Source organism: Nonomuraea sp. B10E15, assembly GCF_039871615.1.
Classification (GTDB): domain Bacteria; phylum Actinomycetota; class Actinomycetes; order Streptosporangiales; family Streptosporangiaceae; genus Nonomuraea.
Genome location: NZ_JBDPMB010000007.1, coordinates 33,820 through 57,266, shown reverse-complemented (window position 1 = coordinate 57,266; position 23,447 = coordinate 33,820). Strand labels below are relative to the sequence as shown.

The 23,447-nt window shown below is 71.4% G+C and carries 20 protein-coding genes; 11 read left to right on the top strand and 9 right to left on the bottom strand.

The window, feature by feature from the left end; genetic code table 11:
• Positions 1 to 25: 25 nt before the first annotated feature.
• Positions 26 to 1,468 (bottom strand): NCS2 family permease, encoded by a 1,443-nt coding sequence (locus ABGB14_RS21525; RefSeq protein ID WP_347645592.1) that lies wholly within the window; start codon positions 1,466 to 1,468, stop codon positions 26 to 28.
• Positions 1,469 to 1,550: 82 nt separating this feature from the next.
• On the opposite strand from ABGB14_RS21525, the gene ABGB14_RS21520 reads away from it, so the two are divergent.
• Positions 1,551 to 1,763 (top strand): DUF2530 domain-containing protein, encoded by a 213-nt coding sequence (locus ABGB14_RS21520; RefSeq protein WP_347645591.1) that lies wholly within the window; start codon positions 1,551 to 1,553, stop codon positions 1,761 to 1,763.
• Positions 1,764 to 1,879: 116 nt separating this feature from the next.
• Positions 1,880 to 3,349 carry an alpha/beta fold hydrolase gene (locus ABGB14_RS21515; RefSeq protein ID WP_347645590.1) on the top strand — a complete coding sequence of 490 codons (1,470 nt, stop codon included), beginning with the start codon at positions 1,880 to 1,882 and terminating at the stop codon, positions 3,347 to 3,349.
• 150 nt (positions 3,350 to 3,499) lie between these two features.
• Here ABGB14_RS21515 and ABGB14_RS21510 read toward each other — a convergent pair whose 3' ends face one another.
• Together ABGB14_RS21510 and ABGB14_RS21505 are read right to left on the bottom strand one after the other, a co-directional pair.
• Positions 3,500 to 6,532, bottom strand: coding sequence for a hypothetical protein (locus tag ABGB14_RS21510; RefSeq protein WP_347645589.1), 3,033 nt, complete (start codon positions 6,530 to 6,532; stop codon positions 3,500 to 3,502).
• Positions 6,533 to 6,747: 215 nt separating this feature from the next.
• A complete protein-coding gene (locus ABGB14_RS21505) occupies positions 6,748 to 7,548 on the bottom strand; it encodes a DUF3027 domain-containing protein (protein ID WP_347645588.1) in 801 nt (266 codons plus the stop codon).
• Between the two features lie 125 nt (positions 7,549 to 7,673).
• Between ABGB14_RS21505 and ABGB14_RS21500 the strand changes: the two genes are divergently transcribed.
• On the top strand, positions 7,674 to 9,206 hold the full coding sequence (locus ABGB14_RS21500; RefSeq protein ID WP_347645587.1) for an MFS transporter: 1,533 nt from the start codon (positions 7,674 to 7,676) through the stop codon (positions 9,204 to 9,206).
• 5 nt (positions 9,207 to 9,211) lie between these two features.
• Here the strand turns inward: ABGB14_RS21500 and ABGB14_RS21495 are convergent, their stop codons facing one another.
• Both ABGB14_RS21495 and ABGB14_RS21490 read right to left on the bottom strand, forming a co-directional pair.
• A complete protein-coding gene (locus ABGB14_RS21495) occupies positions 9,212 to 9,607 on the bottom strand; it encodes a cold-shock protein (RefSeq protein ID WP_347624328.1) in 396 nt (131 codons plus the stop codon).
• Between the two features lie 94 nt (positions 9,608 to 9,701).
• Complete coding sequence (locus ABGB14_RS21490) at positions 9,702 to 10,322, bottom strand: haloacid dehalogenase-like hydrolase (RefSeq protein ID WP_347645586.1); 621 nt, start codon at positions 10,320 to 10,322, stop codon at positions 9,702 to 9,704.
• 101 nt (positions 10,323 to 10,423) lie between these two features.
• Between ABGB14_RS21490 and ABGB14_RS21485 the strand changes: the two genes are divergently transcribed.
• Together ABGB14_RS21485 and ABGB14_RS21480 are read left to right on the top strand one after the other, a co-directional pair.
• Positions 10,424 to 10,819, top strand: a complete 396-nt coding sequence (locus ABGB14_RS21485) for a hypothetical protein (RefSeq protein ID WP_347645585.1) — start codon at positions 10,424 to 10,426, stop codon at positions 10,817 to 10,819.
• A gap of 60 nt (positions 10,820 to 10,879) precedes the next feature.
• Positions 10,880 to 11,497, top strand: coding sequence for a helix-turn-helix domain-containing protein (locus tag ABGB14_RS21480; RefSeq protein WP_347645584.1), 618 nt, complete (start codon positions 10,880 to 10,882; stop codon positions 11,495 to 11,497).
• On the opposite strand, the gene ABGB14_RS21475 is transcribed toward ABGB14_RS21480, so the two are convergent.
• The gene (locus ABGB14_RS21475; protein WP_347645583.1) at positions 11,490 to 12,467 is read right to left on the bottom strand and encodes a hypothetical protein; all 978 of its coding nucleotides are present in this window, start codon (positions 12,465 to 12,467) and stop codon (positions 11,490 to 11,492) included. The two genes, ABGB14_RS21480 and ABGB14_RS21475, sit on opposite strands and share 8 nt — an antisense overlap.
• Before the next feature lie 45 nt (positions 12,468 to 12,512).
• Here ABGB14_RS21475 and ABGB14_RS21470 point away from each other — a divergent pair, with 45 nt between their 5' ends.
• A complete protein-coding gene (locus ABGB14_RS21470; RefSeq protein WP_347645582.1) occupies positions 12,513 to 14,939 on the top strand; it encodes a helicase C-terminal domain-containing protein in 2,427 nt (808 codons plus the stop codon).
• A 27-nt stretch (positions 14,940 to 14,966) separates the two neighbouring features.
• On the opposite strand, the gene ABGB14_RS21465 is transcribed toward ABGB14_RS21470, so the two are convergent.
• Complete coding sequence (locus tag ABGB14_RS21465) at positions 14,967 to 15,650, bottom strand: hypothetical protein (RefSeq protein WP_347645581.1); 684 nt, start codon at positions 15,648 to 15,650, stop codon at positions 14,967 to 14,969.
• A 340-nt stretch (positions 15,651 to 15,990) separates the two neighbouring features.
• Here ABGB14_RS21465 and ABGB14_RS21460 point away from each other — a divergent pair, with 340 nt between their 5' ends.
• The 3 genes from ABGB14_RS21460 to ABGB14_RS21450 all read left to right on the top strand — a co-directional run bounded on the left by ABGB14_RS21460 (position 15,991) and on the right by ABGB14_RS21450 (position 19,716).
• Entirely contained in the window at positions 15,991 to 17,469 is a 1,479-nt protein-coding gene (locus tag ABGB14_RS21460) for an AMP-binding protein (protein ID WP_347645580.1), read from the top strand.
• Between the two features lie 95 nt (positions 17,470 to 17,564).
• A complete protein-coding gene (locus ABGB14_RS21455) occupies positions 17,565 to 17,921 on the top strand; it encodes a DUF4190 domain-containing protein (RefSeq protein WP_347645579.1) in 357 nt (118 codons plus the stop codon).
• Between the two features lie 148 nt (positions 17,922 to 18,069).
• A complete protein-coding gene (locus tag ABGB14_RS21450; RefSeq protein ID WP_347645578.1) occupies positions 18,070 to 19,716 on the top strand; it encodes a DNA repair helicase XPB in 1,647 nt (548 codons plus the stop codon).
• Between the two features lie 222 nt (positions 19,717 to 19,938).
• On the opposite strand, the gene ABGB14_RS21445 is transcribed toward ABGB14_RS21450, so the two are convergent.
• Entirely contained in the window at positions 19,939 to 20,274 is a 336-nt protein-coding gene (locus ABGB14_RS21445) for a hypothetical protein (RefSeq protein ID WP_347645577.1), read from the bottom strand.
• Positions 20,275 to 20,395: 121 nt separating this feature from the next.
• On the opposite strand from ABGB14_RS21445, the gene ABGB14_RS21440 reads away from it, so the two are divergent.
• The gene (locus ABGB14_RS21440; RefSeq protein WP_347645576.1) at positions 20,396 to 22,459 is read left to right on the top strand and encodes an AAA family ATPase; all 2,064 of its coding nucleotides are present in this window, start codon (positions 20,396 to 20,398) and stop codon (positions 22,457 to 22,459) included.
• Between the two features lie 64 nt (positions 22,460 to 22,523).
• Positions 22,524 to 23,054, top strand: a complete 531-nt coding sequence (locus ABGB14_RS21435; RefSeq protein WP_347645575.1) for a YbhB/YbcL family Raf kinase inhibitor-like protein — start codon at positions 22,524 to 22,526, stop codon at positions 23,052 to 23,054.
• Positions 23,055 to 23,106: 52 nt separating this feature from the next.
• Here the strand turns inward: ABGB14_RS21435 and ABGB14_RS21430 are convergent, their stop codons facing one another.
• Positions 23,107 to 23,304 (bottom strand): hypothetical protein, encoded by a 198-nt coding sequence (locus ABGB14_RS21430; protein ID WP_347645574.1) that lies wholly within the window; start codon positions 23,302 to 23,304, stop codon positions 23,107 to 23,109.
• Between the last annotated feature and the right edge of the window lie 143 nt (positions 23,305 to 23,447).

Below are 23,447 nucleotides of genomic sequence, written 5' to 3'. Positions count from 1 at the left end.
CACGCGCGAGACGGCTCCCACCTGCTCAGACGCCGAAGAGCGCGCGGATCGGTCCGATCGCGAAGTAGAGCACGAAGAGGATCGTGACCGCCCACAGCAGCGGATGGATCTCCCTCGCCTTGCCCCGCACCGCCTTGATCAGCACGTAGCTGACGAAGCCGGCGCCGATGCCGTTCGAGACCGAGTAGGTGAAGGGCATGACCACGACGGTGAGGAACGCCGGAATCGCGATCTCGTAGTCGTTCCAGTCGATGTCGCGGATCGAGGTCATCATCAGGAAGCCGACGACGACCAGCGCGGGGGCCGCGGCCTCGTACGGCACGACCGTGACGAGCGGCGCGAAGAAGATCGCCACCAGGAACAGCAGGCCGGTGACCACGCTCGCCAGCCCCGTGCGCGCGCCCTCGCCGACGCCGGCGGCCGACTCGATGTAGGTGGTGTTGGAGGAGACGGAGCCCGCGCCGCCGGCCGCCGCACCGATCGAGTCGACGAGCAGGATCTGCTTCGTACGCGGGAGCGTCCCGTCCTCCTGGATCAGGTTCGCCTGGCGGCCGACGCCCACCATGGTGCCCATGGTGTCGAAGAAGTCAGTGATGAGCAGGGTGAAGACGAACAACACGGCCAGCAGCACCGATATCCGGCTGAACGCCCCGAAGGGGTCGAACTCCGTGAACAACACCAGCGGGTTGTGGAAGCCGAGGATCTGCTCGGGCATCGTGGGCACGTTCAGCTGCCAGCCGCCGGGGTTCTCCGCCGAGAACGCGCCCGAATCGGTGAGCAACTCCACGATGATCGCCAGCACGGTCGTGCCCGCTATGCCGAGGAGAATAGCGCCCTTGACCTTCCGCGCCACCATCGCCGCCGTGGCCAGCAGCCCGACCACGAACACGAAGATCGGCCACGAGGTGAGGTTGCCCCCGATGCCCATCTCCAGCGGCGGCCCGGCCGGCACCCGCCGTACGAATCCCGCGTCCACGAAACCGATCAGCGCGATGAACAGGCCGATGCCGACGCTGATGGCGGTCTTGAGCTGGGCGGGAATGGCATGGAACACCGCCACCCTGAGCCCGGTCAGCACCAGGATGGCGATGATGACGCCTTCGAGGAAGACCAGGCCCATGGCCTCCTCCCACGTCATCACGCTGGCCAGGTTGAACGTGACGAAGGCGTTCAGGCCGAGCCCGGCCGCCATCGCGAAGGGCACCCGGCCGATGACGCCCATGAGGATCGTCAGCACCCCCGCCACGAAGGCGGTCCCGGCCGCGACCAGCGCCACGTTCGGCGTCGTGCCGTCACCGATGACCTGCTTTTCCACGTCCGTACCCGTGGCAATGATGATCGGGTTCAGCACCACGATGTAGGCCATGGTGAAGAACGTGGCCAGACCACCCCGCACCTCGCGGGAGACGGTGGAACCTCGTGCGGAGATTGCGAAGAAATGATCTATTTTGCTACGTGTGTCGCTCACGACGCGAACAGTGGCAGGCGCGGTGAGCTGCGGAAAGAGCCAGTAATGATTTCGAGACCCGATTGCAAGCTAGGGTGGACACGTGAAGCAGCAGTGGCACCCCGACCCTGAGCCGATCAAGACCAACGACACCGCCGCCGTGGCCGTCGGCACCGCCGTGTGGGCCGTCGCCCTGATCGCCCTGCTGATCGTCAATCCCGCCCCGGAGAACACGTGGTGGATCTGGACCTGCGTGACCGGGGTCGCCTTCGGCCTGTTCGGCATCTGGTTCGTGCGCAGGCCCGGCCGGGAGTGACCGCAGTGGTCCGTTCCGGCTGACATTCGTCATCTCCCGCTGCTCCTCGAAGTCACCCCCAAGTGGTGTTTCCGCCCACTACGTCAGCACTTCTCCGGTGAACCATGCTTATAGGCATGAAGAAGCCCATAGCGACATTCCTCCTGGGCGCGGCGGTTCTCACGGCCTGCGGCACCACCGGCGAACCTGCCCCGGCTGCCAAGGACAAGGACAAGGACACGGGAAGCGTGGCCTGGGCCCAGTGCACGGATCTGGTGGGCCCTGACGGCAAACCGATCCCCCCGCCCGCCGGCACCGAGTGCGGCACGATCGAGGCCCCTCTCGACCACGCCGACCCCGGCGGAGAGAAGATCGACCTCGCCCTGATCCGGATGAAGGCCACCGGCGACCGCCTCGGCTCGCTCGTCTTCAACTTCGGCGGTCCCGGCGCGTCAGGAGTGGACACGCTGGCGCTGGCCGGCCGGGCCTTCGCCGGCCTGAACCAGCGCTACGACCTGGTCAGCTTCGACCCGCGCGGCGTCGAGCGCAGCGCCGGCGTCAAGTGCGGAGGGCAGGTCGACAAGCTTCTGTCCGCCGAAGCGGAGGCCGACGCGGACCGGCTGGCCAAGGAGTTCGCGCAGGCCTGCAAGAAGGACTCCGGCAAGATCCTGCCGCACGTCGGCACCGTGAACGCCGCCAAGGACCTCGACCTCATCAGAGCCGCGGTCGGCGACAGGCAGCTCAACTATTTCGGCTTCTCCTACGGCACCCACCTCGGCGCCGTCTACGCCACCCACTTCCCCAAGAACGTCGGCCGTTTCGTCCTCGACGGCGCCTTCGACCCGACGGTGACCTTCGATGAGCGCGCCGTCATCCAGGCCACCGGCTTCGACCAGGCCTTCGACGCCTTCGCCAAGGACTGCGTGGCCCAGAGCTGCGAGCTCGGCGCCGACCCCGCGGCCGTCGAGAAGACCGTCGAGACCCTGGTCGACAAGCTCAAGACCGAGCCGCTCAAGGTCGGTGACCGCGAGCTCACCTACAGCATGGCCCAGCTCGCCGTCATCACCCCGCTGTACGCCAAGGCGAGCTGGCCGGTGCTTGAACAGGCCGCCGCCGCGGCGCTCAAGGGGAACGGCACCGCCCTGCTCGCCCTGGCCGACTCCTACACCGGCCGCAAGGCCGACGGGACGTACTCGACGATGATGACGAGCCTGCAGGCCATCAACTGCGCCGACAACGCGGACCGGCCCACGGCCGCCGAAACCGCCAGGACCAACGCCAAGGTCAAGAAGATCTTCCCCATCCTGTCGGTCGAGGGCTCGGGCGAGGCGTGCGCGCACTGGCCGGTGCCCGGGAACGACGACGCCAAGCGCGTCGACGCGACGGGCTCCGCGCCCATCGTCGTGGTCGGCACCAAGGGCGACCCGGCCACCCCCTACCGGTGGGCCCCCGCGCTCACCGAGCAGCTCAAGACCGGTGTCCTGGTCACCTACGAGGGCGAGGGCCACGGCGCCTACCTGACCGGCAACGGGTGCGTCATGAAGACGGTGGACGCGTACCTGCTGGAGGGGAAGGTGCCCGGCGAGGGCACCACCTGCGCCGCCTGACCTCTCCGCGATCGCCGCACCCCCACGCGCCACCGGACGCGCGGGGGTGCGCCGGGCCCTGACCTGGGACCCGCGGTGACACGGCCGGGAGGGGTTCGGTCGAGGGAGGACGCGGGGCCGGGCACGTGAAGGGCGGGGCGCCGGCCGGGGTCAGGAGAGGTCGGCCTCGGCGAGCAGGAGAGGAACCGCCTGGGGATCACGCAGCAGGGCGGCCACCGCGAGCCGGTCGTTCCACTGCCCCGTGGCCCACGCCAGCCCTCTGGCCAGCCCGTCGACCCCCGTGCAGTGCACCGCCCCCTCGAAGAACCGCCACGAGCACTCGACCCCGTCGACGAGCAGTTTCTCGTGCTGGACGTACGTCTCCGGCGCCGTGGGCAGCAGGGAGCGCACCTCGCGAGGCACCTGCAGGACCTCACCCTGGGAGGTGACCTCGCCGGAGGCGAGCTCTCCCGCCAGCGGCAGGTCGAGCAGCTCCGACAGCGCCTCGGCCAGGTCGTAGGGGGCGAGCACCAGCGGCCGGTCGGTGACGAGCTGCAGCAGGTCGGGGGCTTCGACCACCACGACGTCGTCGGCCGGGGCCACCACGATGGAGCCCTTCTGCACCGTGCGCACGCGGGAGGGCGGCGCGACCCTGGAGGGATCGACGGCGGCCAGGGCGACCCACAGGGCGCGCAGTTGCGCCCGGTCGACCTCGATCGACTCGTCGGCCATGAGGTCGAGCAGCTCTTCGGGACCGCCGTGGGAGTCGAGCAGCGCGGGCAGCGTGGTGCGTACGCCGAGCATGGACAGGGCGCCTTCGTCGAGGCCCGCGGGGGCGTCGGCGTAGAGGCCCTGCAACAGGGGGTCGGCGCCGGGGAGCCGCAGCTCCAGCGGCCTGCGCCCGCCGAGCACGGGGTGGCGGGCCAGCCACCACGCGGTGTAGGAGGGCACCTCCACGCCCTCGACGCGCAGCGGGTGGAGGGCGGCGCGCAGCGGCGGCCTGGTCAGCAGCTCGAGCGCGGCCGGCCAGTCGGCCACGAGCTCCAGGTCGCGCACCGCCACGAACTCGGGCACCAGCGGCGGCACGTCGAGCTCGGGCAGCAGGTCGAGCACGTGGTCGAGCCAGTCGTCCTCGCCGTCGAGGTCGTGGTCGCACTCGTCCTGGTCGAGCAGCACGTCGGACTCGTGCACGAGCGCGAAGCCGTCGAGCACCCCGGCGGCCGCGAGCACGCGCGAGCCGTAGGTCTCCGCCAGCTCCGAGGCGGCCACGCCGAGGTGGGTGTCGGGCTCGATCAGCCCGGCCAGCGCCCCGTCGGCCAGCATGAGCTCGCCCGCGGGATAGAGCTCGCCATCGGTGCCGCGCAGGGCCAGCTCGGCCAGCCACGGCGCCTCGCCGGGCGCCAGACCGGACGCCTCCACCAGGGACAACACGGCCCGCGCCACCGGCTCGGGGTCGGGGCTGTCGAGCGACTGCGCGACGGCGGCCTTGGTCAGCGGGTCGTCGAGGATCGTCCGGGGCGTGGCCTCGGCGGCGCCGAGCCGCAGCAGCGCGGGATGGGCGGCCTCCGGGTGCACGATGCGCAGCCCGAGCGGCGTCAGGTCGAGGTCGGCGCCGCCGTCGGTCAGGATGAGCGTGCCGCGCGGCCCTCGCACGAGCCGGCCGTCGGTGAGCGGCACCGGCAGCGCGCCCAGCGACTCGGGATCGTCGACGGGCAGCACGTCGTAGAGCGAGCGCCACCACGCCGGCTCGCGCGCCTCCACGGCCTCACCGGACAGCAGGTCGACGACGTCGGCCAGCTCGACCCTGCGCACGCCCAGCGACGTCATCGCCGGATGCCTGGCCGGCCATCCGGCGGGCAGCAGCCCGGGGACGAAGCCGGCGACCGTCTCGAGCAGCTCGGCGGAGGCGCCCGCCACGACGGCGGCCTCGCGGCCCGCGACCACCCATCCGTCGTCGCCCGGCTCGGCCGCCGGGTGCTCGACCCGCCACTCGGCGTCGGGCTCGTAGACCTCTGCCTCGGCGAACGTGGGTGTCTGGACGGCCGGCGCGGGCGCCGACAGCGCGGGCAGCAGCGGCGTCTCGGGCAGCCGGGCCAGCACGGCCCTGCGGATGCGCGCGTCGAGCTCGCCCTTGCCCATGAGGGACGGGACCAGGTCGAGCAATCTGGACGTGCGCGGCAGCTCCTGGAGCAGCCGGACGTAGGCGTCGGCCACCCGCTCGACCAGGAAGTCGGTGAGCAGGCCCTTGGCGACGTGGCGGCGGTCGGTGGCCATCGGGAACGACGCGATCAGCAGCGCGGGCAGGTCGAGCGGCTCGTCGCTGGGCGTGGGCGCGTGCACGACGGCCGGCACCGTGCCGGGTGGCGAGCCCGGCTCGCCGGTGCCGGTCACCGGGACCGCCCAGCGCAGTGACCAGTAGGGGCGGGCACGCTCTTCGGTGGGCCTGTCGGCGAAGAGCCTGCTCACCTCGTCGGGCGTGAACTCGCCCGACTCCGACACGACGTGCCAGCCGTCGGCGACGACCGTGCGGACCGACCCGTCGACGTCGATCTCGATGGACTCCAGCGCGGGCATGCCGAGCAGCAGCGCGGGACTGGTCTCGGTGAGCATCCGCCGGACCGCGTCGACGGCGGCCTGGTCGCGCAGCGGAAGGCGGACGAGCGTGTCGAAACCGTCGGGTACGTCGAGCGGCGGCGCGTCGTACGGCAACCGCAGCAGCGGGACGTGCCCCGAGCGGTCGGCCAGCTCGGAAGCCAGCTCGGGGATCTCCGCCACCGCGGCGGAGGTCTCGGCGCGCGACCAGCGCACGGAGCCGTGCCCGCGCGAGCCGATGGCCGGCTCGTCGCAGACCGAGACCACGGCCGCGAACCCGACGCCGAAGCGCCCCGCCGCGCCGGCGTCGTCACGCTTGCCGGAGACGCGCAGCGTCGACAGGCCCTCGACGCCCGTGGCGTCGAGCGGCGCGCCGGTGTTGGCGGCCGTCAGCACGCTGCCCTGGAGGGTCAGCCGCAGCACCCCTGGCACGCCCGCCTGCAACGCCGCGTCGGCGGCGTTCTGCGCCAACTCGACGATCAGCCGGTCGCGGTAGCCGCCGAGCGCGAAGTCCTCCTCCGCGTTGGCGTCTTCGCGGAACCGGGCAGGCGAGGCCGTCCAGGCGGAGAGCACGGCCGCTCGCATCCGGTCGGTGCCGTAGGTGTCGCTCATCTATCACGATCCTGGTGTGAGGGTAGGGGGCCACCGTAGGTTAGCGGCCTTCACCGACAGGCGAGGCGCATCCGCGCCCCACCTACCCTCACGCCGCCGCGCATGCGCCCTGAGGGATCGCCGACCTCCCCAGCCGCGCGGGCGGCTCGGAAGTGGCCCAGCCCTCGGCCGGGCAGGCCTCGGAGCGGCCGGGCCCTTCACGCCGCCCCCGCGGGTCAGGAGTGGCCAAGCTCCTCGGAGGCGGACGCGTCGACCGAGCCCGTCTCCTCCTCCATCAGGTCGTAGCCCAGATCGTCGAGGATGGGGATGGCCTGCTCCATGGGGGCCGGCAGCACGGCGGCTTCCGAGTGGGCGCCGCAACCGTGGTCGGCGGCCACCACCTTGCCGTCGTCAGGCGCGTATTCGTTGGCGCAGACGCCGAACGACAGCCGGAGCTCACCCGCGAGCAACCAGTAGAAGCCGCAGGTGGAGCACTGCGCGGGAGCGGCGTGTGCGATCGGAGTGTGCGGCCCGTGCTCGCCCGCGTGCCAGCGCCTGGCAGCCCGGTCTCTGCCGATGGCCGAGAGCACACGGGCTCGGCCCAGGCCGTATTCGAAAACCATCTGGCGGTCGGTGTCATCGTCGGTCTCGGTGAAACCCGGCACCAGCCTGTCGTCGTCTTCCGCGGTCGGCAGCAGATCACCCACGCCGAGGTCGCCCGGCCGCAGCCGCTCGCTCCACGGCAGCCACTCGGGCGCCAGCAGCGCCCCCGAGCCGGGCAGGAGGACTGCCTCGCTGACCGTGACCTTCTTCGCGCGGGAGGCACGCGTGACGGTGACGGCCCAGCGCCAGCCGCGATAGGCGCGGTCGAGGCAGGCGAAATAGTGGGTGACGATCCGGTCGCCCTCGCCTTCGTAGCCGAGGTGCTCGCCGGGCTCGCCCGGGCGCGCCAGCTCCTCGGCCGCGGCGCGCGCCAGATCGACCGCGGCGACACAGGCCTGGTCGGGAGCGGAGACGCGGGCCCTGGTGCGGCTCATCGGACCGCCTCCGCCAAAAGGTGCTGTTCGCTCACACTTCATTCTCACCCATGGCGGGACCTAAGAGTCCCACAACGGGGGATCCCGCTCCGAGATCGCGGGTGAATCGGGTAAGACTGGTAGGCGTGCAGGGAGGCTGGGAGCGGGCGCGCGAGGTCTCGCGGCGGATGGCGCACGGCGTCGCCGACGCGGGTCGTGCCACTCTGCGCGCGAGCAGGGCCACGGCCAGCGGCACGGCGCGGGCGGGCAAGGTCACCGCGAAGGGCGCGCAGAAGGTCGGCCGGGCCACGCGCCGCCTCACCCACGCCGACGGCGCCGGCCGCACCGGGCTCGGCCGCCTGATCGAGCTGTCGGCGGGCAACAGCGCGAGCGACGCGCTGGTCACGGTGGCGCTGGCGAGCACGGTGTTCTTCGGGGTGCCCGTGGGTGAGGCGCGCGGCTCCGTCGCTCTCTACCTCGTCATCACGATGTTGCCGTTCGCGCTGCTGGCGCCGTTCGTGGGGCCGATCCTCGACAGGTTCAGGTCGGGGCGGCGCTACGTGATAGCGGGCACGCTGTTCGGGCGGGGCCTGCTGTGCTTCGCGATGGCCGCCGCGGTGGGGCCCGGCGACCTGCCGACGTTGTTCATCGGGGCGCTGGGCGTGCTGGTGTTGTCGAAGGCGCACAACGTGTCCAGGGCGGCGATCATGCCGAGCGTGCTCCCCGCCGACATCACGCTGGTGTCGGCGAACGCGAGGGTGGCGCTGTTCACGCTGGTCGCCGCGGGTGTGGCGGTGCCGGTCGGGGCCGGGCTGACCGCGTGGCTGGGCAGCGCGGCGGTGCTGCGCGTCGCGATGGTGGCCTTCCTGCTGCTCGGGGTCGCCGCCGTACGCCTGCCGCGGCACATCGACTCGCCCGACCTGGAGGAGGAGGGCGCCGCGCCACGCTGGCGCACGCTGCTCAAGGTGGGCCCCACGGTCGCCGAGGCCGTCTGGGCCAACGTGGCCGTCCGGGTCTTCTCCGGGTTCCTGCTGTTCTTCCTGCTGTTCCTGGTCCAGGACCGCGCGGTGCCGTGGCTGGCGGCGACGCAGTCGCAGGCGGCGGCCGACCCGTTCTTCGACATCCCCAGGACGATCGCGCTGCTCGCGGCGGCGGCCGGGCTGGGCGGCCTGGCGGGCGCCGCCGTCGCCAACTGGACCCGCAACCACGCGCCGCAGCTCATCGTGCTGGCCACGCTGGCCGTGACGAGCGTGACCACCATCCTGACCGCGATCTTCTTCGGCCTGTGGGCCGCGCTGGCGATCTCGCTGATCACGGCGTTCGCGCAGGAGCTGGGCAAGCTGGCGCTCGACGCGATCGTGCAGCGGGAGATCGGCGAGGAGGTGCGCTCGTCGACGTTCGGCGTGGTCGAGGCCGTGCTCCAGCTCGCCTGGGTGTTCGGCGGGCTGGCCGGGCTGCTGCTCTCGCTGTCGGAGAGCAGCACGGCCGGGCTGGTCACGCTGGCGGTCGCGCTGACCGCCGCGCTCGCGTGGCTGCTGGTCTCCAGGATCAGGCACAGGCGCGCCGCCGACGCCAAGCTGCACCGGCGGCGCGCCGAGGCCGCCGCCGACCAGCACCAGCACCAGCAGCGCCAGGACACCCTCGACCCGACCAAGCCGCTGACCAATCCCAACGGCTGAACGCGTTACGCGTCGAGGTCGTCGGCGACCGCCCGCAGCACCTGCGCGATCTTCTTGGTGTGCGCCGCGTCGGGGTGCTTGCCCCGCTGGTAGGAGGTCGACACGCCGTCGAGCAACTTGATCAGGTCTTCGACGATGACCACCATCTCGTCCGGCTTCTTCCGCTTGCCCTTGGGCTTGGCCTTGGCCAGCGTCGGCGGCTGCTCGAGGATCCGGACCGAGAGCGCCTGCTGGCCCCGGCGGCCCTCGGCCACGCCGAACTCGACCTTCTGGCCTGGCTTGAGCGGGCCTGCGCCGGTGGGCAGCGCGGATGAATGCACGAAGACCTCACCGCCGTCGTCGCGGGTGAGGAAGCCGAATCCCTTGTCGGCGTCGTACCACTTGACCTTGCCACTCGGCACAGGAGGACCTCGTTCAAACAGTCGAAAACGAAGGATGGATGAATGTAGGTTATGCCCCGAAGAGCGCCAGGGCGACCGGGTAAATGGCGGTGAATTACCCAAGTTCCGCTTGGGTGCGCCAGCCGGCGAACCAGGCGGCGAAATCGGTCAGGTCGGCCAACGCCACGTCCGCTCCGTGATCTCGCAGCTCTCCAACCGTGTACGGGCCCGTCGCGACCGTCACGCTCACCGCGCCGCCCGCACGTGCCGCTTCGATGTCCGCAACATGGTCACCAACATAGGCCGCCGCGCCGAACCGCGCGAGTGCCGATCCCTTCCCGGTGCCGAACGCCGAGCCGACCACCTCGTCCACGGGCAACCCCAGCAACTCGACCGTGCCGATCGCGTCCCTGAGGTTCTTGGCGGTGACCACGATGACCCGCCCGCCGGCCGCGTGGACGGCCTCGATCGCGTCGTACGCACCCGCCATCGCCGTATGCACCGGAACGCCGAGTTCCGGATATATCTGACGGTAAAGGTCGGCTGCCGCGGGCACCGCCTCGAGCGGCAGCCAGTTGGCCAGCTCCCTCTCCAGCGGAGGGCCCAGCCTCTCCACGATCGCCGCGCTGTCGAAGGGCACACCGAGGCGGACGGCCAGCTCGTCGTACGTGGCCGCGATCCCCGCCCGCGTGTCCGCCAACGTCATGTCAAGGTCGAACCCCACTGAAGTCACCACATGAGAAGGATGCCAAACAGTGCTCAACTCCCCGTAATGGGCCCTTGTTCTGGAACCCTGGTAATGGGAAGAAAGGAATTACTTATCGGAGAGGAGCGGCCGTGACCAACACCCCCAGACCGCCGCAGGCCGGAGACCGGCTCGTCGCCTCCTCCGCCCCGCCCCGCCCGCACCGGCCCGCCAGGCCCGGCGGCCGGATCGCCACGCCGTGGCGCCGTACGGTGTCGGCGGCGGCCTACCTGGTGAAGGTGGCCTGCAGGGTCGCCGCGCTCTCCGTGCTGCTCTACGCGGTGTTCACCGTGTTCAAGGCCAACCCGGCCAACATCTGGTACCAGTTCGTCGAATCGCTCGCCGCATGGTTGTCCCTGGGCCTGGCCGGCCTGTTCCAGCTCGCCGATCCGCGCTGGACGGCGCTCGTCAACTACGGCCTCGCCGCGATCGTGTGGCTGATCATCGGCTCCGCGCTGGCCGGCCTGATCCGGCGCGCCGCTCCGTGAGGGCGGCGGTGGGCCGCTCCGGGCAACGGCTACGCTCCTTACGGAGGTATCAGGATAGACATGACCAGATCGACCCGTGAGCGGATCGTCGACGAGGCTCTGCGACTGTTCGCCGAGCGGGGCTACGCCGCCACGTCCGTGGCCGAGATCGAGGCCGCTTCAGGGCTGTCCCCGGGCGCCGGAGGGCTCTACCGGCATTTCAAGTCCAAGTACGAAGTGCTCGCCGCCGCGATCAACCAGCACGCCGCGCGCACCAGGAGCCAGGTGGCGGAGAGCCTGGCCGAGCTGAGCGCCATGGAGGCGTCGGCGGACCTGGAGGAGCGCCTGGCCCACATGTGCCGCGCGGGGCTGGCCAAGGTGCGCGAGGAGTCGGAGCTGACCCGGGTGTTCTTCCGCGACCTGAGCCAGTTCCCCGAACTGGTCGCCGTGGTCAGGCAGGGGCTGCTGCAGCCCATGTTCGACGCGATCGTCACCTGGTTCATGGCGCAGCCCGAGTACCACGACGTGGATCTCGACTGGGCGGGCATCGCGGCCGTGCTCGGCGGCTCGGTCGTGCACTACCGGCTGTTCCAGGAGACCGTGGGCGAGCTCCCCGGGCACGCGGAGAAGGACCAGTTCGTCACCGCGTGGGTACGCCTGGCCGTCGGCCTGCTCCCCAGCCCGGCGCCCGTCAGGTGACGTCGAGCAGCCGGTAGGCCAGCCACACCACGCCCAGACCCGTACCGATCATGAACATGGTCCCGCTGACGTCGAAGAACTGCGTCACGAACGCCGACAGCCCGGCCTCCATGCCGACCCGCAGGCCGCCGATCAGCACACCGCCCACCGAGTAGCCGAGCATCGGCGCGCCGACGCCGAGGACCTTGTCGCGGATCGTCCAGGTCTCGCTGAACAGCACGAGCGCGGCGCCGAGCGCCCACACCATGACCGGCACCTGGAAGATCGCCACAGGCGGCAGGTCGAACGGCACCAGCAGCGCCGCCACCACCAGGATCACCATCGCGGCGGTGTCGCGCGGGTGCTCCTTGACGATGGTCCTGGCGTCCCTGCCGTCGGTGGCCAGCGGGTTGGCGCTGAACATGGCGACCTTGCGCAGCCCGGCGAACGGCAGGTCCATGCCGGGCCGCCGGGTCAGACGCTCCTGGGCGATCCTGCGGTGCTCGCGTACGCCCGGCGGCAGGTCACGGTCGCCGGCGACGGCGGCGAAGCGCAGCGTGGCGCCGGCCTCCTCCTTCGGCGGGGCGCCGGGAGCCGGGGCGGCGCCTGACGCGGTGCCTGACGCGGTGGTCGTGCCGGGCGCGTCGGCGGGCCCCGTCACGGGCCCAGTGGTAGAGGCCGCGGTAGAGGCGGTGGTGGGGGTCGTGACGGGCGCGGTGGTGGGGGCCGCCGGCGATCTGGAGCGCAGCGTCGCGATCCCGGCCGCGGCCAGCCGGCCGGCCTCGCGCTCGACCAGCGCGACCGGATCACCGAACCTGGCCAGCACCTTCGACACATCGCGCGGTTTCCTGCCGCCGCTCAGCTCGGTCTCGATCCTGGCCCGCAACCGCTTGGCGAAGTCGAGCCGCTGGTCGGCTCTGAGCACGCCGTGCGCGGCGTCGGCCGCCTTGGAGACGTAGTTCAGCACCTGCTGGTCGGCTCGCTCAATCACGTCAAGCAATGCTGCCCCAATCGGGGTGCACATACCATGGCAACGATGGAGTTCACGGAGTGGATCAGGGGACGCACCGACGAGCAGCTGCGGGTGCTCGTGTCCGCGCGTCCCGAGCTGATCACTCCGGTGCCCGCGCATCTGGAGGGCCTGGCGTCGCGCGCGGCCAGCCCTTCGGCGATCGGCAGGGTGCTCGACCGGCTCGACCGGTTCACGCTGGCGGTCGTCGAGACGCTCGCCGTCCGGCCCGGGCCGACATCCAGGAAACAGTTGCGCGACCTCATCGGCGCGGCCCTGGACGGCGACGAGGAGGCGGGGCGGGCCGACCCGGAGCCGGCGCTGTCGGAGGCGCTCGGCAGGCTGTCCGACTTCGCCCTGGTCTACGGCCCCGACGACGCCCTCGACCTGGGCCCCGGCGTGCGCAAGGTGCTCGAGGACCCGGCGGGGCTCGGCCCGAGCGCCGTCGACGCGTTCCGGCACCACGCGCCCGAGCTCCTGGAGGAGATGGCCGACGACGTCGCGCCGGGCACTGAGGGTGCGGGCAAGGAGCGGCTGGCGGCGGCGCTGGCCGAGCCGGCCGCGCTCGTCGGCGCCGTCTCGGCCGAGGCCAGGGGCGCGCTCGACCAGCTCGTCTGGGGCCCGCCGACCGGGCGGGTGCCCAACGCCAGGCGCGAGGTGCGCGTGGCCTCCGCCCGTTCGCCCATCGAGGAGCTGCTCGCGCGCGGCCTGCTGGCGGCCACCGGCGAGGAGAGCGTGACGTTGCCCCGCGAGGTGGGGCTCTACCTGCGCGGCGGGCGTGTGCACCGCGGTCTGCGGGCCACGCCGCCACCGCTCGAAGGGACCGCGCGCGACCCGGACCTGGCCGACCGCACGGCGGCCGGGCAGGCGTTCTCGTTCGTCAGGTCCGTGGAGGAGTTGTGCGAGCGATGGGGCGCCGACCCGCCGGGCGTGCTGCGCACCGGCGGGCTGGGCGTACGCGACCTGAAACGCACGGCGGGCGAGCTCGACCTGCCCGAATGGGTGACGGCGCTGGTCGTCGAGGTGGCGCACGCGGCCGGCCTGATCGCGGCGGGCGGCGGCGTCGACGGCGAGTGGCTGCCGACCTCCGGCTACGACCTGTGGCGGATCAGGCCGGTCGCCGACCGGTGGATGACGCTGGCGGCCACCTGGCTGCGCATGGACCGGGTGCCCGGTCTGGTCGGCGACCGGAGCGCAGGAGCTCGCCGGGAGAGAGCGGGCGCAGCGACGCCAACGAGCGGCGAAGCGGGCGCGACCGCCAGACGCGGCGACGAGCGCGACAGGCCGCTCAACGCCCTCCACGCCGACCTGCGCCGTTCGTCCGCCGCGAGGGTCAGGGAGGCCACGCTGCGGGTGCTGGCCTCCTCCCCCGGCCTCGCGCCCGAGCGTGATTCCGTGCTCGAACGGCTGGCGTGGGAGCAGCCGCGCCGCCGGGGACCGCTGCGCGAGCAGCTCGTCGAGTTCGCGCTGCGGGAGGCCGAGCAGGTGGGCATGACCGGGCTGGGCGCGCTGGCCGGGCACGGGCGGGCGCTGATCGAGGGCGACGACCCGGCAGGGGTGCTCGCGCCGCTGCTGCCGGAGCCCGTCGACCACGTGCTGCTCCAGGCCGACCTCACCGCCGTCGCGCCGGGCCCGCTGACCAGCGAGCTCAACCGCTGGATGGCGCTCACCGCCGACGTCGAGTCGAAGGGCGGGGCCACGGTCTACCGGTTCAGCGAGGGCTCCGTACGCCGGGCGCTCGACGCGGGGCACGGCGCGGAAGAGCTGCTGTCGGTGCTCGGCCGCCACTCGGCCACCCCGGTGCCGCAGGCGCTGTCCTACCTGGTGACCGACGTGGCCAGGCGGCACGGCCGCATCCGCGTGGGCACCGCGAGCGCGTACATCCGGTGCGACGATCCGGCGCTGCTCGACCAGATCATCGCCGACCGCCGCTCCGCCGCGCTGCGGCTGCGCCGGCTCGCCCCCACCGTCATCGCCTCCCGCTCGTCGCGGGCGGCGCTCGTCGACTCGCTGCGCGCGATGGGGTACGCCCCGGTCGCGGAGTCGATCGAGGGCGACGTGATCGTCTCCCAGCTCGAAAGCCGCCGCACCGAGGGCACGGCGCCGGTGCGCACCATCGCGTCGGCGAACGGCCTCGACCCGGAGGTGGCGGCGGCGGCCGTACGCGCGCTGCGGGCCGGCGACGCGGCGCACCTGGCGCGGCGCGAGCCCGTCGACGCGCCCAACGGCCAGGTGCCGCGCGGGCCCGCCACCGCGACGATCTCGGCCCTGCAGGAGGCGATCAAGCAGGGGGTGCGTGTGTGGATCGGCTATCTCGACTCCCAGGGCAACGCGACGTCGCGCATCCTGGAGCCGGCCCGGATGGAGGGCGGCTACCTGACCGCCTACGACGAGACCAGGGCCGCCGTGCACCGCTTCGCCCTCCACCGCATCACGGGCGTGACCGGCCTCTGAGGTGGGCGAGGCCGGTGAGGGCCGCGATCAGCGCGCCGGCTCGCCGTCGCGGACCAGCCGCGTGGCCAGCCGGACCACCGCGGCGGGCGTCGGCAGGGTGAGCGCCTGATTCCTGGCGTCGGCCAGCTGCTCGGCGCCGGTGCCCGCGCGCGGCCCGTAGGTGCTCAGGCAGAGGTCGAACAGCTCGCCGGGGTCGGGGGCGCACCACGGCTGCTCCACCTCGACCGCCTGGGAGGGGCCGCCGTTCCTGGTGATGACGAGGTAGGAGCCCAGCTCGGCCAGCTTGCGGGCGAGGTTGACCAGCTCGATCCGCTCGGCGCCGACCGCGATCCAGTCGTGCAGCACATACGCCTGCCCGGGCCCGTAGTCGGTCGCGGAGAGCAGCTCCAGAGCGGTGGCGGCCGGGGACAGCACGGTGATCGTGCTCTCGGCCAGCGACATGCGCGAGAGCAGGGCGATGGCCCCTAATCGTTTGCCCGTCTCCTCGGCGCCCACGAGGACCAGCAGGTGCCGCATGGCCAGACGGCGCACCGCCTCGGGGAAGCAGCCCGGCTCCCGGTAGGAGCGGAGCAGGATGTCGGCCTCCCGCCGGCTGAGGTCGTGCGTGACCGGGTCGGTCGTGGCGCGCGGCCGGTCATTGACGGCGATGACGCTCTGACTGAGCGTTATGGTGTCAAGGTCGATCTCGCCTGGTTCAGGCGTTTCGGTCACGTAGCCACCTCGGTAGTTGACTGGAAACTTGTCTACAGAAAAGATGGAAGATCAAAAACTTTCTTCTTTTCCCACAAGGGCAATACAGAGCGTCACAACAGCGCTCCGAACAGGCCTTATGCGTGACTCGCGAGATTATACGGACACGTCGACCACTCCCTTCACCTAGATCTTCCACCATGGAACGATCGAGGTCGAGCAGAAAGCACAAATGGCCACAGCTGGAGCCTTATATCGATTTACCGACCCCGGCGAGTATCGTCCGCACGGGCCGGTCAAGGGTGCCCAGGCACGACTTCAAGGGTTGACGGCGCATCGTCATTCGCATCAGGTTGGGCATGTGACCGAGCAGACGCTGGGCAGGCTGGCCGAGGAGTCCTGGAGCCGCTTCGACGACCACGACGCGATGTTCTACGACGGGGCGTGGCTCCGCAGCCACGCGCTCGCCGAACGCGCGCGCCGCATGTGCGGCGGATTCGTCGAAGCCGGCATCCGGCCGGGCGACCGGGTGGCCGTCATGATGGCGACCTCGCCCGAGGTGCCGCTGCTCTACCAGGCGTTGTGGGCGGCGGGCGCGGTGGTGACGCCGGTGGTGTTCCTGGTGGGGCCCGCGGAGCTGCGGCACATCCTGCTCGACAGCGGCGCCCGCGCGATCGTCACCTCGCCCGAGCTGGAGGAGACCGTACGCGCCGCCGCCGTCGACATCCCGACCTTCGTGGACACGGCCGAGCTGGAGCGGGCCTCCGAACACGGGCTCGTGCGGAGGGACCCCGGCGACCTGGCCGCGCTCATGTACACCGGCGGCACCACGGGCAAGGCCAAGGGCGTCATGCTGAGCCACCAGGGCCTCTGGCAGGTCGCCAGGGCCGCCTACGAGCTGTCCCGCCAGGAGGGCAAGAACCGCGCGCTGGTTCCCATACCTCTGTCCCACGCGTACGGGCTGATCACCTCGGTCGCCTCGATGCACGCCACGGAGCCGCAGCAGGCGGTGCTGATGCGCTGGTTCGAGCCGAAGGCGTTCCTGTCGCTGGCCGCCGAGCAGCGCGTCCAGTACGGCACCGTCGTCCCGTCCATGATCCAGATGCTCCTCGCCGAACCGCTGGAGTTGCATCCGCTGCCCGACCTCGCCTTCCTCACGTGCGGCGCGGCCCCGCTCGGCAGGGAGACGCTGGCGGAGTTCGAGCGCAGGATGCCGGGCGTGCAGATCCTTGAGGGCTACGGGCTGACCGAGACCAGCGCAGTGACGACCTTCAACCCGCCGGACCGGCGCAGGGTCGGCAGCGTAGGCCTGCCGCTCCCCGGCTACACGATCGCCATCCGCGACAGCGAGGGCGAGGCCACGGAGCCCGGGGACATCGGTGAGATCTGCGTCTCCGGCGAGTCGCTGATGCTCGGCTACTGGGGCGAGCACGAGCCCGACCCCGAGGGCACGGCGCTGGCCGGCGGCGAGCTGCGTACGGGCGACATCGGCTGCGTGGACGACGACGGCTACCTCTACATCGTCGACAGGAAGAAGGACCTGATCATCCGCGGTGGCTTCAACGTGTTCCCCCGCGACGTGGAGGACGCGCTCAACCGGCACCCCGACGTGGTGATGTCGGGCGTCGTCGGCCGTCCCGACCCGCGCGTCGGCGAGGAGGTCGTCGCGTTCGTGCAGCTCAGGCCGGGTGCTGAGGCCGGGGCCGAGGAGCTGATCGGGTGGGCCCGCGACCGGGTCGGCAGGGTGAGGTATCCGCGGGAAGTGAGGTTCGCCGACTCGATCCCGGTCACGAGCGTGCTCAAGCTCGACCGCAAGGCGCTGCGCGCGCTGCTCGGCTGAGGAGCCGCCCGGCACGTCACGGCCCGACCGAGTACGCTCACTCGGTCAGCCGCGCCTCAATTCCGTGATAAGTGTTGACCTGTCTGGAGGTGACCATGAGCCAGCAAGACCCATCGGGCTATCCGTACCAGCCGTACGGCGCGCCCTACGGCGACCAGCCGCCCCCGCAGTATGGCTACGGCTACGGCTATCCGCCGCCTCCGCGCGACGAAGGTCCGCTCGCCAACGCGATCGTCTCGCTCGTGCTCAACCTCCTCGCGCTCGTCTCCTGCTGCAACGTCCTGGGCCTGCCGGGCGCGATCCTCGCGGGACTGGCGCTGAGCAAGGCGCGCAACGAGCCGCAGACCGCCCGCACGATGGTGATCTGGAGCTGGGTCCTGTTCGGGGTGGGCTTCGTGCTGGGCGTCGGCACGTTCCTCTTCCTGGGCCTCAACGGCTACTTCGACGACTGACGGAGCTCAGCGGGTCTCCACGAGACCACCTCCGAAGGGCGGCAGGACTAATCCTGACGCCCTGGATGTTGCACACTGGAGCGGCCGAGCCGGGATCAGGAGACGATGGTCCTGCAGGGCCCCGCCCCAACCCCACGGAGACAAGCCAGTGAGCGATGGACCGCTGATCGTCCAATCGGACAAGACGCTGCTGCTCGAGGTCGACCACGAGCGGGCCGACGCGTGCCGCAAGGCGATCGCGCCGTTCGCCGAGCTCGAGCGCGCCCCCGAACACGTGCACACCTACCGCGTCACCCCGCTGGCGCTGTGGAACGCCCGCGCGGCCGGGCACGACGCCGAGCAGGTCATCGACGCGCTGATCAGCTTCAGCCGCTACCCGGTGCCGCACGCCCTGCTGGTCGACGTCGCCGAGACCATGGCGCGCTACGGCCGCCTGCGGCTGGAGAAGGACCCCGCCAACGGCCTGGTGCTGACCTCCACCGACCGGGCCGTGCTGGAGGAGGTGCTGCGCTCCAAGAAGATCCAGCCGATGCTGGGCGAGCGGCTCGGCCCCGACTCCGTGATCGTGCACCCGAGCGACCGGGGCAACGTCAAGCAGGCCCTGCTCAAGCTCGGCTGGCCCGCCGAAGACCTGGCCGGCTACGTCGACGGGGAGCAGCACCCGATCACGCTGAAGCAGGACGACTGGAAGCTGCGCCCCTACCAGCAGGAGGCGGCCGACGCCTTCTGGCACGGCGGCTCCGGCGTGGTCGTGCTGCCGTGCGGCGCGGGCAAGACGCTCGTCGGCGCGGCCGCCATGGCGCACGCCCAGGCCACCACGCTGATCCTGGTGACGAACACGGTCTCCGCCCACCAGTGGAAGACCGAGCTGCTCAAGCGCACGTCGCTGACCGAGGACGAGATCGGCGAATACTCCGGCACGAAGAAGGAGATCCGCCCGGTCACCATCGCCACCTACCAGGTGATGACCACCAGGCGGAAGGGCGTCTACAGCCATCTGGAGCTGTTCGACGCCCGCGACTGGGGCCTGATCGTCTACGACGAGGTGCACCTGCTGCCCGCCCCGATCTTCCGGATGACCGCCGACCTTCAGGCCCGCAGGCGGGTCGGGCTGACCGCGACGCTGGTGCGCGAGGACGGCCGCGAGGGCGACGTGTTCTCGCTGATCGGCCCCAAGCGTTACGACGCGCCGTGGAAGGAGATGGAGAACCAGGGCTGGATCGCGCCGGCCGACTGCGTCGAGGTGCGGGTCACGCTCACCGACGACGAGCGGCTGGCGTACGCGATGGCCGAGTCGGAGGAGCGCTACCGGTTCTGCGCGACCACGCCGTCCAAGACGCAGGTGACCGAGGCGCTGGTCCGCCGCCACCTGGGCGAGCAGGTGCTGGTCATCGGCCAGTACATCGACCAGCTCGACGAGCTCGGCGAGCACCTCAACGCGCCGGTCATCAAGGGCGAGACCCGGGTCAAGGAACGCGAGCGCCTCTACCAGGCCTTCCGCGACAAGGAGATCCAGGTCCTGGTGGTGTCGAAGGTGGCCAACTTCTCCATCGACCTGCCCGAGGCGGCCATCGCGATCCAGGTGTCGGGGACGTTCGGCTCGCGCCAGGAGGAGGCGCAGCGGCTCGGACGCGTGCTGCGGCCCAAGGCCGACGGCGGTGGCGCCCGGTTCTACACGGTGGTCAGCCGCGACACGGTCGACCAGGAGTTCGCGGCGCACCGGCAGCGGTTCCTCGCCGAGCAGGGGTACGCGTACCAGATCATCGACGCCGACGACGTGCTCGGCGGCGTGTGACGGCGATCCCGGCGGTCATGCCCAGCCGCTCGCCCGAGCGGCCGGGCATCAGCGTGGCTTCACGTCCACGAGACTCCGCGGGTCGAAGACAATCGAACCACCCCCCTCACCTGCGTACTATCACGCCGCCTGCGACATACCCCCATGATCCGACAAACCCACCTGATATGCCCGAATATTTCGGTATTCCGAGCTTGATCCCTTGTGGGCTGATCTGCCCCTCTATCTGACCAGCAGACCGCCGACGAAGAGCACCGCCCCCGCGACGATCCAGAGCAGCACGCCGGCGCCCATCAGGTGGCCGAACGTACGCGGATCGTGCCGCGACCACGGCAGCAGCCAGGCCGCCACCGTGCAGCACGCGGCGACCACCGCGAACACCCCCGACAGCGTGGCGACCGTGCCGAGACGCTGCGAACACGTCGCCATCGACTCGCCACCGGCGCAGAACGCCTGCAGCCCCCACCCCGCGAACACCGAGAGTCCCCACAACGCCGCCAGGAGGAAGCTCGCGACCGTGGGAATGATCGGCGAGAAGCGGAGCCGGACCCGCACCACCCCCTATGCGTACCCAGGCCGCCGGAGCTAAATGCTTTGGAAGCCCGCAATCGTGGCGACTAAACTGGCGGATTCGCTGCCTGTAACCACCTCCGTCGTTCAACCAGGGAGGCGCTTCCGCATGCCCGCACACCAACTGGCCCCCGACATACCCACCGACGTGCTCGCCGCCGAGCAGGCCCATCTGGCCGAGTCCAGAGCCGCGCTCAAAGCCATGCGCGCCCACGCCCAGTCCCTCTCGTCCGACGCGGCCGGCGACTGGGTGTCGCAGCAGATCCTCCAGTCGCTGCTCGACCAGCGGGTGGCCGCGCTCGCCGACCATCCCGACACCCCGCTGTTCTTCGGCCGCCTCGACCGCGCGGAGCGGAAGAGCCCGCGGCAAGAGAGCGACGGGCCGGGAGATCGCGACCATGAGCACGAGGGAGAGAGCGACGACCTTCCCGGCACGATCTACGTCGGGCGCCGCCACGTGCACGACGGCCACAGCAGGCCGCTGGTCATCGACTGGCGCGCGCCGGTGTCCCGCGCGTTCTACCAGGCCAGTCCCGCCGACCCCATGGGGATCGCGCGCCGGCGCCGCTTCGGCTACCACGGCGGGGCGCTGACGGCGTTCGAGGACGAGCCGCTCGGCGAAGGCGTCGAGATCGGCCCGTCCAGGATCCTCACCGAGGAGATCGAACGCCCCCGCACCGGCCCGATGCGTGACATCGTCGCCACGATCCAGCCCGACCAGGACGAGATCGTCCGCTCCACCCTGGCCCAGACGGTGTGCGTGCAGGGCGCCCCCGGCACCGGGAAGACCGCCGTCGGCCTGCACCGCGCCGCCTATCTGCTGTTCACCCACCGCGAGCGGCTGGCCAGGTCGGGCGTGATGATCGTCGGGCCCAACCGGGCCTTCCTGTCCTACATCTCCTCTGTGCTGCCCGCGCTCGGCGAGGTCAAGGTCGACCAGACCACGGTGGCCGGCCTGCTCGGCGAACACGCCGCGCCCGAGGACCCGATGGTGGCCGCGGTGAAGGGCGACGCCAGGATGGCGGCGGTGCTCGACCGCGCGCTCTGGCTGCACATCGTGAAACCGGAGGAGGGCCTCGTCTACACCAAGGGCGCCTACCGGCACCGGGTGGCCGACTACGAAGTACGCGAGATCGTGGCCTCCCTGCGCGGCACCACGCGCTACAACCCCGGCCGGGCGGCGCTGGCGCAGCGGCTGGCCCACATGGTCCTCGTACGCATGGAGCAGCGCGGCGAGTCGCCCGACGACCGGGTGCAGGACGCGGTGGCCCGGTCGAAACCGGTGAAACAACTGGTGGAAGCGGTCTGGCCCAAACTGACGCCCGAACAGGTCCTTCACCGCTTGCTGTCAGATCCGGAATTCCTAGCGCGAGCCGCTAAATCAGATTTGTCGCCTGAAGAGCAGGAAACGCTCCTGTGGCGCAAGCCGTACCGGAGCTGGAAGTCCGCCAAATGGTCGGCCGCCGACGCCGCGCTCCTCGACGAGCTCCGCGACCTGATGGAACGCACGCCGTCGCTGGGCCACCTCGTGGTCGACGAGGCCCAGGACCTGTCCGAGATGCAGCTGCGCGCCCTCGGCCGCCGCTGCCGCAACGGCTCGGCCACCGTGCTCGGCGACCTCGCCCAGGGCACCACGCCATGGTCGACGCGTTCGTGGGAGTCGGTGCTCGGCCACCTGGGCCAGCGGGAGGGCGAGGTCACGGAGCTGACGCTCGGCTTCCGCGTGCCGAGGGAGGTTCTCGACTACGCAGCCCGCCTGCTCCCCTCGATCGCCCCGGGCCTCGCCGCCCCGCAGTCGCTGCGGCCCGGCGCCGGGTCGCTCACCGTCCGCGAGGGCGGCTCGGTCGCGCAGGCCGCCGAGGAGGCCCTGGCCAGGGACGGCTCGATCGGCGTCATCGCCCCTGACGCGATGGTCGACGCGGTCTCCGAGGCCCTCGCCGGCCTCCCCCACGCCGTTCTCGGCCCCGACTCGACCGAAGAGCACCGCCTGCTCATCGTGCCCGCGACCCTCGCCAAGGGCCTGGAGTACGACCACGTCGTCGTCGTGGAGCCCGCCGACATCGTCGCGGCCGAGCCGCGCGGCCTGGCCAGGCTCTACGTGGTCCTCACCCGGGCGGTGACCTCGCTGACGGTCCTGCACGACAAGGCGCTGCCGCCACAGCTGGCGGGCTGACGGGCGTCCGGCACGGCCGCTTCTAGGATGGCTGGGCAAGGAGCTCTCAACCTAGGAGGATGCCGTGCCAGCACCCCTTCCCCATGAACACCTGCCGTCGGTCCCCGCGCTCGTGGTGGAGAGCGACGACCTCCAGGACGGCGAGCGGCTCAACGACCTGCACGTCTTCAACGACTGGGGCATGACCGGCCAGAACCTCTCGCCCCAGCTGCGCTGGTCCGGCGCTCCCGCCGGGACCCGCTCCTACGCCGTCACCTGCTTCGACCCCGATGCCCCCACAGGCAGCGGCTTCTGGCACTGGGTGCTCTTCGACCTCCCCGCCTCGGTCACCGAGCTGCCGACGGGCGCGGGCACGGCCCCGGAGTTCAAGGGTCTGCCCGCGGGCGCGGTGCACGCCCGCAACGACTACGGCACCAGGGACTACGGCGGCGCCGCCCCGCCTCCTGGCGACCCGCACCGCTACGTCTTCACGGTCCACGCGCTGGGGGTCGACTCGCTCGGCCTGGACAGCGGCACCAGCCCGGCGGTGGTGGGCTTCAACATCACCGCCAACACCCTGGCCCGCGGCCACCTCATCCCCCACTACGGGGTCTGACGACGGGAAAGGCGCCCCACCGCACGCTGGTGGGGCGCCTTTCGCGTGGGCGCTAGTCGCAGCTCTCGGCCAGCGACCCCACGTTGCCGAGCAGCGGCACCCAGGCTTGCAGCGTGCACAGCGGCCCGCTCCGGGTCACGGTCTGGGTGAAGACGACAGGATTGTCGGCATGCGCGGGAACGGCGGTGAGGGTCACGGCGGCGAGGCCGAGAACGGCCACGCCCAGCATGCGCTTGCTGCGGGAGAACACTTGTCTGCTCCTTCGATGAGGTGATGCGTGGGGACAACCCTTTCTCACTCCACGTAGCAGTTCAATTGCGAAACGTAATGGCAGTTAAACAAAAGCAAGAGCGGCCCGGAAAAACCGGGCCGCTCTTTTGGGACGCGCCTCGC

What these genes read in the sequence shown, in the direction of transcription:
- ABGB14_RS21440 (WP_347645576.1), top strand. Translation starts at nt 20,396, where the DNA reads ATGCCCGCACACCAACTGGCCCCCGACATACCCACCGACGTGCTCGCC.
- ABGB14_RS21455 (WP_347645579.1), top strand. Translation starts at nt 17,565, where the DNA reads ATGAGCCAGCAAGACCCATCGGGCTATCCGTACCAGCCGTACGGCGCG.
- ABGB14_RS21515 (WP_347645590.1), top strand. Translation starts at nt 1,880, where the DNA reads ATGAAGAAGCCCATAGCGACATTCCTCCTGGGCGCGGCGGTTCTCACG.
- ABGB14_RS21505 (WP_347645588.1), bottom strand. Translation starts at nt 7,548, where the DNA reads ATGAGCCGCACCAGGGCCCGCGTCTCCGCTCCCGACCAGGCCTGTGTC.
- ABGB14_RS21470 (WP_347645582.1), top strand. Translation starts at nt 12,513, where the DNA reads ATGGAGTTCACGGAGTGGATCAGGGGACGCACCGACGAGCAGCTGCGG.
- ABGB14_RS21480 (WP_347645584.1), top strand. Translation starts at nt 10,880, where the DNA reads ATGACCAGATCGACCCGTGAGCGGATCGTCGACGAGGCTCTGCGACTG.
- ABGB14_RS21510 (WP_347645589.1), bottom strand. Translation starts at nt 6,532, where the DNA reads ATGAGCGACACCTACGGCACCGACCGGATGCGAGCGGCCGTGCTCTCC.